Annotated in this window: 12 protein-coding genes and 2 pseudogenes; 6 read left to right on the top strand and 8 right to left on the bottom strand. The window is 74.7% G+C overall.

Translation table 11 applies throughout. The features are described 5' to 3' along the window. Positions 1 to 677: 677 nt before the first annotated feature. Positions 678 to 1,391 carry an aldolase/citrate lyase family protein gene (locus tag AB0B41_RS39785; RefSeq protein ID WP_358212205.1) on the bottom strand — a complete coding sequence of 238 codons (714 nt, stop codon included), beginning with the start codon at positions 1,389 to 1,391 and terminating at the stop codon, positions 678 to 680. Between the two features lie 67 nt (positions 1,392 to 1,458). Here AB0B41_RS39785 and AB0B41_RS39780 point away from each other — a divergent pair, with 67 nt between their 5' ends. After that, positions 1,459 to 2,253 carry a metal-dependent hydrolase gene (locus AB0B41_RS39780; RefSeq protein WP_358212204.1) on the top strand — a complete coding sequence of 265 codons (795 nt, stop codon included), beginning with the start codon at positions 1,459 to 1,461 and terminating at the stop codon, positions 2,251 to 2,253. Between the two features lie 8 nt (positions 2,254 to 2,261). Then, positions 2,262 to 3,062, top strand: a complete 801-nt coding sequence (locus tag AB0B41_RS39775) for a DUF1932 domain-containing protein (RefSeq protein ID WP_358212203.1) — start codon at positions 2,262 to 2,264, stop codon at positions 3,060 to 3,062. A 68-nt stretch (positions 3,063 to 3,130) separates the two neighbouring features. Here the strand turns inward: AB0B41_RS39775 and AB0B41_RS39770 are convergent, their stop codons facing one another. From AB0B41_RS39770 to AB0B41_RS39755, 4 genes are all read right to left on the bottom strand, one after another. Further along, positions 3,131 to 3,817 (bottom strand): ferredoxin reductase, encoded by a 687-nt coding sequence (locus AB0B41_RS39770; RefSeq protein WP_358212202.1) that lies wholly within the window; start codon positions 3,815 to 3,817, stop codon positions 3,131 to 3,133. Then, a complete protein-coding gene (locus AB0B41_RS39765) occupies positions 3,817 to 4,425 on the bottom strand; it encodes a sulfite oxidase-like oxidoreductase (protein ID WP_358212201.1) in 609 nt (202 codons plus the stop codon). The genes AB0B41_RS39770 and AB0B41_RS39765 overlap by 1 nt, the downstream gene beginning before the upstream one ends. 88 nt (positions 4,426 to 4,513) lie before the next feature. After that, entirely contained in the window at positions 4,514 to 6,052 is a 1,539-nt protein-coding gene (locus tag AB0B41_RS39760) for an alkaline phosphatase D family protein (protein ID WP_358212200.1), read from the bottom strand. A gap of 80 nt (positions 6,053 to 6,132) precedes the next feature. After that, positions 6,133 to 6,780 (bottom strand): Pr6Pr family membrane protein, encoded by a 648-nt coding sequence (locus AB0B41_RS39755; protein ID WP_358212199.1) that lies wholly within the window; start codon positions 6,778 to 6,780, stop codon positions 6,133 to 6,135. A gap of 273 nt (positions 6,781 to 7,053) precedes the next feature. On the opposite strand from AB0B41_RS39755, the gene AB0B41_RS39750 reads away from it, so the two are divergent. The 3 genes from AB0B41_RS39750 (at position 7,054) to AB0B41_RS39740 (ending at position 9,941) form a co-directional block, all read left to right on the top strand. Further along, positions 7,054 to 7,839, top strand: a complete 786-nt coding sequence (locus tag AB0B41_RS39750; RefSeq protein ID WP_358212198.1) for a DUF742 domain-containing protein — start codon at positions 7,054 to 7,056, stop codon at positions 7,837 to 7,839. A 71-nt stretch (positions 7,840 to 7,910) separates the two neighbouring features. After that, positions 7,911 to 9,107 (top strand): acyl-CoA dehydrogenase family protein, encoded by a 1,197-nt coding sequence (locus tag AB0B41_RS39745; protein ID WP_358212197.1) that lies wholly within the window; start codon positions 7,911 to 7,913, stop codon positions 9,105 to 9,107. A 12-nt stretch (positions 9,108 to 9,119) separates the two neighbouring features. Then, positions 9,120 to 9,941 (top strand): DUF1206 domain-containing protein, encoded by an 822-nt coding sequence (locus AB0B41_RS39740; protein WP_358212196.1) that lies wholly within the window; start codon positions 9,120 to 9,122, stop codon positions 9,939 to 9,941. A 19-nt stretch (positions 9,942 to 9,960) separates the two neighbouring features. Here AB0B41_RS39740 and AB0B41_RS39735 read toward each other — a convergent pair whose 3' ends face one another. The 3 genes and pseudogenes from AB0B41_RS39735 to AB0B41_RS39725 all read right to left on the bottom strand — a co-directional run. Continuing rightward, positions 9,961 to 12,495 (bottom strand): DUF3516 domain-containing protein, encoded by a 2,535-nt coding sequence (locus AB0B41_RS39735; RefSeq protein WP_358212195.1) that lies wholly within the window; start codon positions 12,493 to 12,495, stop codon positions 9,961 to 9,963. Positions 12,496 to 12,558: 63 nt separating this feature from the next. Further along, complete coding sequence (locus tag AB0B41_RS39730; protein WP_358212194.1) at positions 12,559 to 13,125, bottom strand: hypothetical protein; 567 nt, start codon at positions 13,123 to 13,125, stop codon at positions 12,559 to 12,561. Positions 13,126 to 13,250: 125 nt separating this feature from the next. Beyond that, positions 13,251 to 13,709 (bottom strand): annotated as a pseudogene (locus AB0B41_RS39725) (GNAT family N-acetyltransferase); the annotation flags it as partial. 180 nt (positions 13,710 to 13,889) lie between these two features. Here AB0B41_RS39725 and AB0B41_RS39720 point away from each other — a divergent pair. Then, positions 13,890 to 14,682 (top strand): annotated as a pseudogene (locus AB0B41_RS39720) (DNA ligase); the annotation flags it as partial.

Raw genomic sequence — 14,682 nt, 5'->3', positions numbered from 1 at the left:
GCCGGTCGGGCAGGGGCAGGGTCATCGGGTCGATCCGGGCCAGGGCAGCGGCGAGCACGGGACCGGGCGGAAGGCCCGCCAGGTCCGGGAGCGGCCCGGTCTGCTGCACGAGTCGAACATATCTTCGACCACCGACAAAATCGGGTGCCTCGACGGCACTCGGGAAGAACCCGTGAAGATCGGCCTCATCCCGGGTCGCCCAAGCGTGCGCCACCCGGCAGCACAGCTCGAAGCGAGCTCCGATGGTCGTGACCGTGATCTGGTTTGTTGCGCAGCCAGGTCGTCGCGGCTCGCAGAGGACGCGGAGAGCCCCCGAGTACAGGGCGGCACCGGCGCCTGAGGGGCCGTCGGGCAGCCGCACGCCGGTTGGCCACGCGGGCGTGTCCAGGACCCTGCCAACGTTCGCACCGCTATGAGCACCGCACGGCACCGGGCGCGTGGGGCGCCGGGAACGTGATCACGTGGTGGCTGGCGGACCGGCCCGGAGCGGGTGGCGGCGCTGGTCTACCTCGGCTCCTCGACCCACGCACCTGCTCACCCGCTGGCGTCACTCAGCCCGTGCGGCTGACCGGCGGCGACCCGGAGCGCTCATGACGAACCTCCGTCTTCGCCGCGCCGTTGGGGTCGCTCGCCCTCTGCCGACACCCACGAGGCGCGCGGGCTGCGGCGGATCCTCCTCAGCGCCTGAGCGCGGCGAGGGCCGACCCCACGGCGTTCTGCAGCAGGCCGGCCTCGGAGGGCAGGGTGAGCCAGGTGAAGCCCAGCTCACGATAGGTCGGGGCCCAGTCCGGGGCGCCGCAGTAGACCCCGACCGGCATGCCCGCCTCCCGGCATTGCCCGGTGACCGACCGGAGGAGGTCGCGGTACCCGACGTCGTCGAGCGGCGGGATCGCGGCCCGGCCCGAGCTCAGCGAGAGGTCCGACGGGCCGACGAAGATCGCGTCGACGCCCTCGACCTGCAGGATCGCCGGGAGGTCCGCGACCGCGGCCATCGTCTCCACCATGATCACGCAGCGGCCCCGGGCGAGGACGTCGGCGCCGGTCCAGCCCACCCGCGTCGGCCCGAAGCTGCGCACCCCGGCCGGCGGGTAGGCGCACGCGGCCGCGGCCGCCGCGGCCTCGGCGGCGGAGTCGACGAGCGGGACGATCACGCCGTCCGCCCCGCGGTCGAGCGCCCGGGCGATCGGGTCCGGGGCGTTGTGCGGTACGCGGACCAGGGTGGGGACGCCGCGCAGGGCCTGGAGCATCGCGAGCAGTGAGTCGTCGCCGAGGAGGCCGTGCTGGGCGTCGAGGCAGACGACATCCACGCCGGAGGAGCCGACGATCTCGGCCGCGGCGGGGGAGGGCAGCTGACACCAGCCGGCGACGGCGCCGTCGAAGGAGAGGGTCATGACGTGAGACCCTGCCCGCTCGGCGCGCCTCGCGGGAACCGGGGCGCGGCGACCGTAGGGTCACGCGGTGCTCGGGGTCAGTCACGCCACGTCCGGAGCGGCTCTCGGGCTCGCGGTCGCGGGGCTCGCCCCGCAGGCGGTGGGCACGGCCCCGACCGCGGGCACGATCCTGACCTTCGCCGGCGTGACGGCCGGGGCGGCGCTGCTGCCGGACCTCGACCACCCGTCGTCGACGGCGAGCCGCCGGTTCTCCTGGGCGTCCTGGCTCGCCGCGCACGCCGTCCGGCCACTGTCGGGGCTGGTCTTCCGCCTCACCCGCGGCCCGCGGGACTCCGGCAAGGGCACCCACCGCGGCCTGACCCACACCCTTGCCGGCGCGCTGCTGCTCGCCGCGACGGTGGGAGTCGCGAGCGCGCGCTGGGGCACGCCGGTGACCGCCGGGGTGCTGTTCGTCTGCCTGGCGCTGGCGATCAAGGGCCTCGACGGACTGGTCCCGGGCCCGCCGTCGCTGGTGATCGCCGCCGGGCTGACCTGGGTGGCCGAGGAGTACCTCCCCGGGGGCACCGCGGGGACGGCGGGCTGGCTCGGCCTCGCCGTCGGGCTCGGGATGCTCGTGCACTCGCTGGGGGACGCCGTGACCGAGTCCGGCGCCCCGCTGCTCTGGCCCTTCCCGATCCGCGGCCGGCACTGGTACCCGATCGGCAGCCCGCGGCCGCTGCGGTTCCGCGCCGGCGGCCGCGTGGAGGCGCTGCTGGTGGCGCCCCTGCTCACCCTCGGCACCCTCGCGCTGGCGGTCTACGTGGTGCCCGGGGCGCTCGACGTCCTGCTGGACCTGCGCGCCCGGCTCGTCGCGGGCGGATGATGGTCGACGTGAGCGACTGGAGCCTGCCCGCCCGGCCCGTGATCGGGATCCTGCACCCCGGGGCCATGGGTGCCGCCCTCGGCTCGGCGTTGAAGCCGCGCGCAGGTGCCGTGATCTGGGCGGACGCCGGCCGCTCCCACGCCACGGCGAAGCGCGCCGAGCTGGCCGACCTGGTCGCGGTCCCGGACGTCGGCGAGCTGGCCCGGCGCGCCCACGTCGTGATCTCCATCTGCCCGCCCGGGGCCGCCCTCGACGTCGCCGGGCAGGTCGCCGAGGCCGTCGCGGGGCACGACCGCACCCCGCTCTACGTCGACGCGAACGCCGTCTCGCCGGCCACGGTCGCGGCCATCGGCAGGCTCTTCCCGGACGACGCCGTGGTCGACGGGGCGGTGATCGGCCCACCGGCCTGGGAGGCGGGCACCACGGTCCTGTGGCTCTCGGGGCCGCACGCCGCGACCGTCGAGGCGCTGTTCGCCGGGACCCCCTTCGCGGTCCGCACCCTCGGCCCCGAGCCGGGCACCGCGAGCGCGCTCAAGGCCTGCTTCGCCCTGCAGAGCAAGGCGCTGCCGGCGATCTGGCTGGCGCTCGACGAGGCCGCCCGCACCCTCGGCGTCGACGGCCCGCTCCGTGAGGAACTGGCCCGGACCGGCGTGGACTACCCGGCCGAGCTGGGCGCGGTGGCGGCGCGGGCGAAGGAGAAGGGCTGGCGGTGGGTCGCGGAGATGGAGGAGGCGGCCGACGCCCTGGCCGCGGCCGGGGTGCCCGACGGCTTCTCCCGCGCCGCGGCCGAGATGTACCGGCGCGCTTAACCTCCCGACTCGCCTGCCCGGATCTCGCGACTCGCGTGCCCGGATCTCCCGACTCGCGGGCCGGAGGCTCAGCTCGACGGGCCGAACCGCTCCACCCGGATCCGGTCCGTGCCCACCCCGAGCCCCGTGAGCAGGTCGGTGGCGGTGTCGCAGAAGGGCGGGGTGCCGCACACGAAGACCGTCTGCTCCGGCAGCAGGAGCGGCTCGATGTCGGCGGCCGTGATCCGGCCCGCCGGGCGCGCGTACCCGGGCGGCACCTGGCGGGTGTAGAGGATCGTGGTCTCCGGCCCGGGCAGCTCGTCGCCGTAGTAGAGATCGGCGGGCCGGCGCGCGGAGACGATCAGCCGGAACAGCCCCGAGCCCGCGATCCGCGCGGAGCGCAGCATCGCCATGAGCGGCACCACCCCGGATCCGCCGGCCACGCCCAGCGCCGGCGTCTCCCCGGGCCAGGCGAACCAGCCGCCGATCGGCCCGCGGACCTCGAGCTGGTCCCCGGGCTCGACGACCTCGTGGAGGAACTCCGACACCTCGCCGCCGGGCAGGAGCTCGACGGTCAGGTCGATCTCGTCCGTGCCCGGCACCGACGCCACGGAGTAGTCCCGTTGGGCGGTGTAGCCGTCCTCCGCGGTCAGCCGCAGCACGAAGTACTGCCCCGCGACGTGCGCGGACGGCTGCGGGAGCTTGAGCCGGAAGGTCTTCGCCGTGGGCGTCTCGCGCCGGACGTCGAGGACCGTCGCCGTCTGCCAGACCGCCATCAGTCCCCCTGGTAGCGCTGCTCGAGCCAGGGGTCGCCCCGGTCGTGGTACCCGTTGCGCTCCCAGAAGCCCTGCTCGTCCTCGGCCATGACCCGCAGGCCGGAGGCCCACTTCGCGCTCTTCCAGAAGTACAGGTGCGGCACGAGCAGCCGCGCCGGGCCGCCGTGCTCGACGGCCAGCGGCCGCCCGTCCGCCTGCCACACGACCCAGGCCTTGCCGCCGGTCACGTCGGCCAGCGGCAGGTTGGTGGTGTAGCCGGTGTGCGCCGTGGCCATGACGAACTTCGCCTCGGGCTGCACCCCCACGGCGTCGAGCAGGGTGTCGACCGAGACGCCGTCGAACGTCATGCCCAGCTTCGACCACGTGGTGACGCAGTGGATGTCACCGGAGTACCGGGAGCCGGGCAGGGCGTGGATCTCGTCCCAGGTCCAGCTGCGCGGGCGGTCGACGAGGCCCTCGATCGTGAAGGTCCAGCGGTCGGTGCCGATCCGCGGGGTGGCCTCGGCGTTGAGCACGGGCCAGTCGTCCTTCGCGTCGTACTGGCCCGGGGGCAGCCGCGGGTCGCGCGTCGCCCGGCCGCGCCCGGTGAAACCTCGGGTGATCGCCATGCCCGTCCCTTCGCCCGTCCGGCGTCCTACCGGGACACAGCATGGCGGACCGGGGCGACATTCCCGCGCCCGGAGCGGTGTGAGGTCGTCAGGCCCGGTTGAGTCCCGGTTCGCGATCCGGGATCACGAACGACCCGGCGGTGCGGATCGGAAGGTCCGGCACGGTCACGGCGTCGAGCACCCGGAAGTCCGCGGTGACCTGCCCGGGCTCGTAGCGGGCCCGGACGTACCCGCGGCGGTTGCTGCGGAACCTCAGGTGCGGGTTGGTGTGCAGGTCGGGGTGGTCGCCGGCGGCGTCGCCGTCGCCGCCCGAGGTGATCGAGCTGGACACGAGCTCCGTGCCGACGGTCGGCGAGCCCGGGTCGGCGTAGTCCGTCTTGATCTCGTTGGCCCAGTGGACGTGGACGTCGCCGGTCAGGACCACGGCGTTGCGCACCCCGGCGTCGACCCAGCTGCGGGTGACGCGGCCCCGGGAGGCGGCGTAGCCGTCCCAGCCGTCCATCGAGAACTTCTCCGGCGCACCCGGGTCGGTGTCGCGCTGCGCGAAGAACACCTGCTGGCCGAGCACGTCCCAGCGGGCCCGGGACCGGCGGAAACCGTCGGCGAGCCAGCGCTCCTGGGCGGCGCCGGGCAGCGAGCGGGCCGGGTCCAGCCGCTCCGCGCAGCCGACGCGCTGCCCGTCGCCGCAGGCCTGGTCGTCGCGGTACTGGCGGGTGTCGAGCATGTGGAAGGTGGCGAGGCCGCCCCACTCGACCCGGCGGTAGAGCTGCATGTCGTACCCCCGCGGCACCGACGAGCGTCGCAGCGGCATGTTCTCGTAGTAGGCCCGGAAGGCGGCGGCCCGGCGGGCGAGGAAGGCGTCCCGGGTCTGGTCGTCCTCGGGCACGTCACCGGCCCAGTTGTCGTCGGTCTCGTGGTCGTCCCACACGACAAGCCACGGGGCGACGGCGTGCGCGGCCTGCAGGTCCGGGTCGCTGCGGTACTGCGCGTACCGCTGCCGGTAGCCGGCCAGCTCGGTCGTCTCGGCGCCGGCGACGGGCCGCACGGACCTCTCCGGCGTCGGGTACTCGTACTGGTAGTCGCCGAGGTGCAGCACGAGGTCGGGCTCGTCCTCGGCGAGCCGCCGGTAGGCCGTGAAGTAGCCGATGGGGTAGTTCGAGCAGGACGCGACGCAGGTCGTCAGCGCGGGGCCGACGGCGCCGGCCGGGGGAGCGGTGCGTGTCCGGCCCGCCGGGGACACCGCCCCGCTCGCCCGGAACCGGTAGAAGTACTCGCGCCCCGGCGCCAGGCCCGTCGTCTCGACGTGCACGCAGTGCGCGGCCTCGGGTGCGGCGTCGACTGTTCCGCGCTGCTCGACCACGGTGAAGCGCTCGTCCCGGGCCACCTCCCACTCGACCGGCACCACGCGCGCGGGCATGCCGCCCAGCCCGTCGGCCGCGAGGGGGTCCGGCGCCAGCCGGGTCCACAGCACCATGCCGTCGGACGAGGGATCACCGGACGCCACGCCGAGGGTGAAGGGGTCGCGGGTGGACGTCGACGGGATGCGCGGGCCTGCGGCGGCGAGGACCCCGGTGGCGGCGGAGGCTCCGAGCAGGAACAGGCGGCGGCCGAACGGCGGGAGCGTCATGTCCCCCATGCGACGCAGTGGAGATGGCCGGCGCCCCTCGTCCCGGGTGATCCCCACGCCACCTCCCGGTGAACAGCGGCCTAACCGGCCGCGAGCCCCGGCAGCCTGCGGTCCAGCGCGAGTGCGCCGAACCCGAGCCCGACGAACAGGACGGCCACCACGAGGCAGTTGATCGCGACCCGGGCGTAGCCGTGCGCGACGACGTCGACGAACGGGTACGGGTACCAGTCGATCGCCGCCCCGCGGACCAGCGTGAACGCCAGCCACGCGAGCGGGTAGCCCGCGGAGACCAGCACGACGTCCCGGTCCACCAGCCCGCGCGGGCCGAACAGCAGCCACCCGAGGACGGCGAACAGCGGCGTGATCATGTGGCAGAGGACGTTGGCGACCTCGTGCAGGCCCTGCGGGTTCGCGGTCTGCGCCAGCACCAGGTTGTAGACGATGCCGGTGACCGCGATGGCTACCACGGCGTCGAGCAGCAGGATCCGCACGGCGCGGGAGTCCCGCTCGGGGTCGATCGTCAGGAGCACGTACGCGATCCCGACGAGCAGGTTGCTGAGGACCGTGAAGAACGCGAACACGTTGGCCACGCGCGAACCGGTGCTCGTGAAGATCGAGTATGGGCGGGAGTCCACCGCCGTCGCCACCACCTGCAGCACGACCCCGAGCAGGGCGAGCGCCGCCACGAGCCCGAACCACGGCCGGGCGAGCGGGAGGTAGCGGGGCACCGGAGGACTCTAGCCGCGGATCCGCCGGTCCGACGGGCGGCGAGGAGGGGTCCACGACGACCACCCGCCACGTGACGGTCCCGCTCGTCCCCTTTCGGAGGATTCGTCCGGCCTCGGCGGTGACACAGGGCAGCACGTTCGTCACCCGTTTGCCGGAGATGAGGCACGGAGAGCGATCGTCATACGGGTGGAACGCCGGTGTCACGGCTGCGTAACACACGGCCGGGACGGTGCGAACCGCTCCACGCTCCGCACCCGTGATCAGGGAGACGCATGACGCCCGCCGACGACCTCGACATCGGCTTCACCGGTGCCCGCTTCGGCGGCGCGCCCCGGAAGCGGCGGCGCAGGAAGGGTGAGGAGCGGGCGGCGCGGACCGAGCGGCGAACCGCGGACGAGGCGGACACGGCGGCGATGCCGGTGGTCGGCGAGGCGCCCGCCGCCGCACCCGATCCGGCGCCCGTCGTCGACCCCGTCGACCCCGCCGACTCCGCCGACTCCGCCGACCCCGCCGTCCCCGCCGGGCCCGCGCCGGGCGAGCTCACGGGCTTCCACGAGGCGCCCGCCGTCGGCTACACCGGCGCCCGCTTCGGCGGGTCCGCCCGCCGCCGCCGCGACCGCGACGAGCACCCGGACCCGATCCCGGTGGTGGCCGAGCCGGTGGCCCTGCCGCCGCTGCCCCCGCCCGTGGTCGAGGACGTCGACGAGGAGTACGTGCACGACGACGGCGGCCGTTCGCTCGCGGTGCGGCCGTACTTCTACACCAAGGGCCGCACCCGGTCCCGGTACGAGCTGGCGATCGAGACGCTGGTGTCGTGCCCGCCCGCGGCCCTGCGCCGCCCGGAGCTCGCCGAGCACACCGCGATCCTCGAGCTGTGCCGCGAGCCCCGGTCGATCGCCGAGGTCGGCGCGATCATGGGGATGCCGCTCGGCGTGGCCCGGGTCGTCGTCGGCGACCTCGCGGTGACGGGCGGGCTCGAGGTGCACCGGACCGTCACGGCCGAGGGCCCCGACCTGGCCCTGATGGAGCGGGTGCTGAGCGGGCTGCGCCGGCTCTGAGATCGGGACCGGCCCCGTCCGTTCGGCCGGTCCGGCGGGCGCCGGGCGCCGCGATGTGGCACAACTCCTCCATGAGCGACTTCCTGGCCCCGCCCGTCCCGGTCGTCCCCGCGCCGTTCCACACCCCGGAGCGGGAGAAGCTCCAGGAGCAGGCGCGCGCCTTCGCCGCCGAGCGCGTGCTGCCGGTCGCCGACGAGCTCGACAAGGTCAAGGGCGAGATCCCGCGGTCGCTGCTCGACGAGATGGCCGAGCTCGGCTACTTCGGCATCACGGTGCCGCGCGAGCACGGCGGGCTCGGGTTGGGCGCCTTCGAGTACTGCATGATCGCCGAGGAGCTGGCCCGCGGCTGGATGAGCGTGGGCAGCATCATCGCCCGCGCCCAGGGCGCCGGCACCGGCGTGGCCGACGAGACGCGCCGGGCGGAGCTGTTGCGCCGCAGTGCCGCCGGCACCTGGATCGGGGCCATCGCCCTCTCCGAGCCCGACGCCGGCTCGGACCTCGCCGCCGTCGCCACCCGGGCCGAGCGCGACGGGGACGAGTTCGTGATCACCGGCCGCAAGCGGTGGATCGGCAACGCGAAGGCCGCGGACTTCCTGCAGATCCTCGTGCGCACGGCGGACCCGCAGCCGGGGGAGAAGCGATCCGCCGGGCTGGCGACCCTCGTCCTCGAGAAGGAGCGGGACACCTTCCCCGAGGGGCTGTCCGGTACCCCGATCGACAAGATCGGGTACCACGGCTTCGTGACCTGGGACCTGGAGTTCGACGGGCTGCGGGTCCCTGCCGCGAACCTGCTCGGCGAGCAGGGCTTCGCCGAGGCCCAGCAGTGGCTCAACATCGCCCGCGTGCACACCGCGGCCCGCGCGGTGGGGCTCGCCCGGGGCGCCGTCGAGGACTGCATCGTCTACCTGCAGGAGCGCGAGCAGTTCGAGCACCCGATCGGCGACTTCCAGGCCGTCCGGTTCAGGCTCGCCACCATGGCCGCGAAGGTCGAGCAGGCGCGGTCGTTCTACCAGCACGTCGCGCAGCGGCTGGACCAGGGCGAACCGTGCGAGCGGGAGGCGGCGATGGTGAAGCTGCTGGCCACCGAGATGGCCGCCGAGGTCACCGGGGACGGCATCCAGCTGCACGGCGGCAACGGCTACACCACCGAGCACCGCGTCGAGCGCTACTGGCGGGACGCCCGCCTCACCACGATCTTCGAGGGCACCAGCGAGATCCAGCAGAAGATCATCGCCGACCGGCTGCTCCCGCGCAGCCCGTTGGGCTGAGATCCTGATCAGGTGACCGACGATACCGTCAGTGAACCCGGGGGTGTCGCCGCGCAGCGCGTCGTGGATCACCCGGTGCTCGACGTCCTGGCCCGGGTCGGGCTCGTCGCCTACGGCCTGGTGCACCTGCTGATCGCCGTGCTCGCCGTCCGGATCGCGCTCGGCGCGGGCGGGCAGGCGGACAAGGCGGGCGCCCTGCAAGCCGTCGCCGCCACCGGCGCGGGACGGGTGGTGCTCTGGCTCGTCGTCGGCGGGCTGGTCGCGCTCGTGGCCGAGCGGCTCGTGCAGGCTGCGTTCGGGCACCGCGGGCTGCCCTGGGTGCCGCGCCTGCGCCGCACGGCCGTCGACCTGGCCGAGGCGGTCGTCTACGCGCTGCTGGCGAAGACCGCGGCGGACGTGGCGGCGGACGGCGGTGCCGAGCCGTCGTCGACCCCGCTGCCGTCGCTGCTGCTCGGCCAGCCGGGCGGGCGGTTCCTGCTCGGGGCGGCCGGCCTGGGCGTGGTCGCCGTGGCCGGGTACGCCGCGTACCGCGGGATCAGCGGCGCGTTCCGCCGCGACCTCGATCTCCGCGGGGCGGGCCTGCGCCGGTCGCTGCTGGTCATGCGGCTGGGCCGGGTGGGCTGGACCGCGCTCGGCAGTGCCTACGTCCTGTCCGGCGGCCTGCTCGTGATCGCCGCGGTGCAGCACGATCCGGCCCAACCGACCGGCCTCGACGCCGCGCTGAAGGGCCTGAGCAGGCACGCCGTGGGGCCCGCCGTGCTGATCGTGCTGGCCGCGGGACTCGCGGTCTTCGCGGTCTACACGCTCTTCCACGCCCGCCACCGCGCGGGTTAGCGCCTCCGGCGCACAGGCGCTAGTCGCCGAAGCCGGTGATCCAGACGACCGCCTCGCCCGCCTCGTCGGACGCGGCGAGGTCGACCTCGGCGGTGATCGCCCAGTCGTGGTCGTCCTCGGGGTCGTCGATGACCTGACGGACGAGCCAGCGCTCCGGCTCCTCGACGATGTCGATCATCTTGGGGCCGCGGGCGTCCGGGCCGATCCCGATGCCGCCGAAGCCGTGCAGGTCGAAGAAGGGCTGGAAGGCCTCGCGCCAGCGGTCCGCCGTCCAGCCGGCCTCCTTGTCGAGCTCGCCGAGCAGGTCCCACCGGTTGAGCGAGGCGAGCTCGACGCGGCGGAACAGCGCGTTGCGCACCAGCACCCGGAATGCCCGGGCGTTGCGGGTGACCCCGGCGGGGCCCTGGTCGAGCGACGGGGGAGCGGACTCGTCCTCGACCCCGCCGCCGGCGGCGAGCTTCTCCCACTCGTCGAGCAGGCTGGAGTCGACCTGGCGGACCAACTCGCCGAGCCACTCGATGAGGTCGGTCAGCTCGTCCGTCCGCGCGTGCTCCGGCACGGTCTGCCGCAGCGCCCGGTAGCAGTCCGCGAGGTACCGCAGCACCAGTCCCTCGGAGCGGGCCAGCTGGTAGAAGGCCACGTACTCGTGGAAGGTCATGGCCCGCTCGGACATGTCCCGGACCACGGACTTGGGCGAGAGCCGGGCGTCCTCGACCCACGGCGCGCCCCGCCGGTAGGTCTCCAGCGCGCCGACCAGCAGCTCCTCGAGCGGTTTCGGGTACGAGACGTCCTCGAGGAGCGTCATCCGCTCCTCGTACTCGATGCCCTCGGCCTTCATCGACGCGACGGCCTCGCCCTTGGCCTTGTTCTCCTGGGCGTAGAGCACCGGACGGGGGTCGTCGAGCGTCGCCTCCACGACCGAGACGACGTCGTGCGCGTACGACGGCGACTCCCGGTCGAGCAGCTCGAAGGCGGCCAGCGCGAAGGGCGACAGCGGCTGGTTGAGCGCGAAGTCCAGCTGCAGGTCGCCGACGAGCCGGATCGTGCGGCCCTCGGCGTCGGGCCGGTCGAGCTTCTCCACCACGCCGGCGGCGAGCAGCGCCCGGTAGATCGCGATGGCGCGCAGGATGTGCTTGCGCTGCCGGGGGCGCGGCTCGTGGTTGTCCTCGAGCAGGTGCCGCATCGCGGTGAACGCGTCCCCGGGCCGGGAGATCACGTTGAGCAGCATCGCGTGCGAGACGTGGAAGTGGCTGGTCAGCGCCTCGGGCTGGGCGGCCTGCAGCTTCTCGTACGAGGTCTGCGACCAGCCGACGAAGCCCTCCGGCGGCTGCTTGCGCACCACGCGGCGGCGCTTCTTCGGGTCGTCGCCCGCCTTCTGCAGAGCCTTGTGGTTCTCGATCTCGTGCTCGGGCGCCTCGGCGACGACCGTGCCGACGGTGTCGTAGCCCGCCCGGCCGGCCCGCCCCGCGATCTGGTGGAACTCGCGCGCCTTGAGCGGGCGGGTGCGCCGGCCGTCGTACTTCGACAGGCCGGTGAACAGCACCGTCCGGATCGGCACGTTGATGCCGACGCCGAGGGTGTCCGTGCCGCAGATGACCTTGAGCAGGCCCGCCTGGGCGAGGGTCTCCACGAGCCGCCGGTAGCGGGGGAGCATGCCGGCGTGGTGCACCCCGATCCCGTGCCGGACGAGCCGGGACAGCGTCTTGCCGAACCCGGCGGTGAAACGGAAGTCGCCGATCAGCTCGGCGATCGCCGCCTTCTCCTCCTTCGAGGTGACGTTGACGCTCATCAGCGCCTGCGCCCGCTCGACGGCCGACTGCTGGGTGAAGTGCACGACGTAGACCGGCGCCTCGTGCGTCTCGAGCAGCTCGGTGATCGTCTCGTGCAGCGGGGTGAGGACGTACCGGTAGTGCAGCGGCACGGGTCGCTCGACCGAGGTGATCTCGCGGGTGGCGCGGCCGGTGCGGCGGGTGAGGTCGTCCCGGAAGAACGACGTGTCGCCCAGCGTGGCGCTCATCAGCAGGAACTGCGCCTGGGGCAGCTCGACCAGCGGCACCTGCCAGGCCCAGCCGCGGTCCGGGTCGGCGTAGAAGTGGAACTCGTCCATCACGACCGAGCCGACGTCCGCCTGCGCGCCCTGGCGCAGCGCGATGTTCGCCAGGATCTCGGCGGTGCAGCAGATGATCTCCGCGCCCTCGTTGACGGCGGCGTCGCCGGTCAGCATGCCGACCTTGTCGGCGCCGAACACCTCGATGAGGTCGAAGAACTTCTCACTGACCAGCGCCTTGATCGGCGCGGTGTAGAAGGTGCGGGCGCCGCGGGACAGGGCCGCGGCGTGCGCGGCGATCGCGACGAGCGACTTCCCGGACCCGGTGGGGGTGGAGAGGATGACGTTGCCGCCGGTCGCGATCTCCAGCAGCGCCTCCTCCTGGGCGGGGTAGAGCGAGAGGCCCCGCTCCTCGAAGGCCCAGTCCGCGAACACCTCGACCAGGGCGTCCGGGTCGTCGCCGGTGGGCAGGCGGTCGGTGAGCGTGGCGGCGGAGGTGGCGGTCATGATGCCGCCGATTGTCCACGAGTCCCCCGACGAGGGCCGGGCCGACCTGCCCGGCCTCCCTGCTCAGGCGACGGTCACGGCGAGCACCAGCCCGGCGAGGGCCGTGTCGAGGACCGCGCAGAACACCGCCATCGACGGCACGACCACCCGCCCGGTGCGGTGGTGGTGGACGTCCCAGCCGGCGTGGACGAGCAGTGCCCCCGCCACCAGCGCGCCGGACCAGGTCGGCGACACCTCGGCCGCCACCAGCGCGACGGCTCCCAGCACGAGCATCGCGGCCGCCTGCAGGGGCAGCCCCCACGGCGGGCGTCGCCGGCCCCGGGCCAGGCCGACGAGCAGGAGCACGGCGCCGATCGCGAGCATCCCCCACGTCGGCGCGAACCCGGGCACGACCTTCGCCGCGGCGATCAGCACGAACGACACGGCGAAGGCCGGCCACGCGGCGACGCGCGACCCGAGCGCCGCGGCCACGAGGTAGACGAACCCGGACGCCGCGACGATCGGGGCGACCTCGGCCCCGTCGGCGAGCCCGATCCCCGAGGCGAGCCCGACGGCGAGCCCGGCCGCGGCCGGCCAGGTCCGGTGGAACCAGGTGTGCCGGCGGGTCGTGCCGGGCTCGATCGCGGTCATGGCGCCTCCTCTGTCAAATACCCCTCAGGGGTATCGGCGACGCGGGGTCGGGGGAAGCGCGTCGGCCGGAAAGGCGGGCGATGCGTCCGGATCCGCCGGGATCGGAGTGCGCGGCTCATGCACCCCCGCGGCCACCGGTCCAGGCCGCGGGCGCGCTCGGTCTCCCGGACCGCCCGCAGGCCCGGCGTGAGCTCCTCCTCGGCCAGCCATCGGAAGCCGCAGCGCTCGTAGTAGGGCCCGTTCCACGGCACCTCGACGAAGGTCGTCAGGGTCAGCGCCGGGAGGCCGGCCCGCCGCGCGGTGGCGGCGGCGTGCTCGAGCAGGGCCCGACCCAGGCGCCGACGGGCGAAGTCCGGGTGCACCGACACCTGCTCGACGTGCAGGGTGCCGTCGAGCGGCTCGGCGATCAGGTAGGCGGCGATCCGGCCGCCCTACGGCACCACCCGCACGGCGCCCGCGCGGAGCGGCCGCAGCAGCTCGGCCGCCGTGGGCGGCTCGTCGTCGGCCACCGCGTCCATGCCGAGCGCCCGGAACGGCTCGCCGGCCGCGCGTTCGAGCTCGCGGAGGGCCTCGACGTCGTCCGGGCCCCCGGCCTGATCGACACCGTCGCGTCCACGGCGCCAGCCTGCACGGGGCGGATGCCGCCGGGAAGCGAGTTCCGCCGACCACCATCCGTCGCACACGAGGGCGCCCTGGGCGCGCTGCCGCCGCCGTACGGCCGATCAGGTGACATTCCGCCGGTACGGCCGTTTACCGTAGGGACCGTGACAGGGCGGGCAGCGGGCGGCGGCATGCCCGACGTCGTCCCGCCGATGCTCCCCTCCCAGGGCGACCTGGCCGACGGCGAGCGGGGCGGCGACTGGGCGGTCGAGTTCGCCTGGGCGGGCTTTCGCTGCGTCGCCTACGTCCGCCCCGGGCACGTCCGGCTGCTCTCCTCGACCGCCCGCAGCGTGACCCGCAGCTTCCCCGAGCTCGCCGTGCTCGGCGACCGGGTCACGGGCTCCGGCATGGTGCTCGACGGCGTGGTCGTCGCCCTCGACGACGCCGGCCGCCCCAGCCGCCGCCCGCTGATGCGCCGCACCTCGACCGTCACGCCCTCGGAGTCGCTGCGCTCCCGGGTGCCCGTCGGGTTCGTGGTCACCGACCTGTTGTGGCTCGACGGCCGGCCGCTGCTGCGCCGCCCCTACGCCGAGCGCCGCCGGCTGCTGGAGGGCCTGGGCATCGCCGGGTCGCCGGTGCTGGTCCCGCCCTCGCACCCCGCGTCGGAGGCGGGGTTCGTGATGGAGGCCGCCGAGCGCTTCGGCCTCGACGGGCTGCACCTCAAGCGGGTCGACGCCGCGTACAAGGCCGGCCGGCGCACCCGGGACTGGCTGCGCGTGCCGCTGCGGCGGGCCCGCCCGGTCGTCGTCGGGGGATGGATGCCGGCCGAGCGCAACCGGCCCGGCCGCGTCGGCGCCCTGCTGCTCGGCATCCCCGAGACGCCGCCCGTGCCCGGCGGGCCCCTCGGCCCGCTGCGGTACGTCGGACGCGTCGGGATCGGCTCGGGACCCGCGCGCC

Origin of the sequence: Pseudonocardia sp. NPDC049154 (assembly GCF_040648315.1) — a bacterium.
Lineage (GTDB): Bacteria > Actinomycetota > Actinomycetes > Mycobacteriales > Pseudonocardiaceae > Pseudonocardia.
The sequence above is the reverse complement of the archived record's forward strand: the minus strand, read 5'-3'. Positions and strand labels throughout refer to the sequence as shown.

What these genes read in the sequence shown, in the direction of transcription:
- AB0B41_RS39785 (WP_358212205.1), bottom strand. Translation starts at nt 1,391, where the DNA reads ATGACCCTCTCCTTCGACGGCGCCGTCGCCGGCTGGTGTCAGCTGCCC.
- AB0B41_RS39770 (WP_358212202.1), bottom strand. Translation starts at nt 3,817, where the DNA reads ATGGCGGTCTGGCAGACGGCGACGGTCCTCGACGTCCGGCGCGAGACG.
- AB0B41_RS39765 (WP_358212201.1), bottom strand. Translation starts at nt 4,425, where the DNA reads ATGGCGATCACCCGAGGTTTCACCGGGCGCGGCCGGGCGACGCGCGAC.
- AB0B41_RS39760 (WP_358212200.1), bottom strand. Translation starts at nt 6,052, where the DNA reads ATGACGCTCCCGCCGTTCGGCCGCCGCCTGTTCCTGCTCGGAGCCTCC.
- AB0B41_RS39750 (WP_358212198.1), top strand. Translation starts at nt 7,054, where the DNA reads ATGACGCCCGCCGACGACCTCGACATCGGCTTCACCGGTGCCCGCTTC.
- AB0B41_RS39745 (WP_358212197.1), top strand. Translation starts at nt 7,911, where the DNA reads ATGAGCGACTTCCTGGCCCCGCCCGTCCCGGTCGTCCCCGCGCCGTTC.
- AB0B41_RS39735 (WP_358212195.1), bottom strand. Translation starts at nt 12,495, where the DNA reads ATGACCGCCACCTCCGCCGCCACGCTCACCGACCGCCTGCCCACCGGC.
- AB0B41_RS39730 (WP_358212194.1), bottom strand. Translation starts at nt 13,125, where the DNA reads ATGACCGCGATCGAGCCCGGCACGACCCGCCGGCACACCTGGTTCCAC.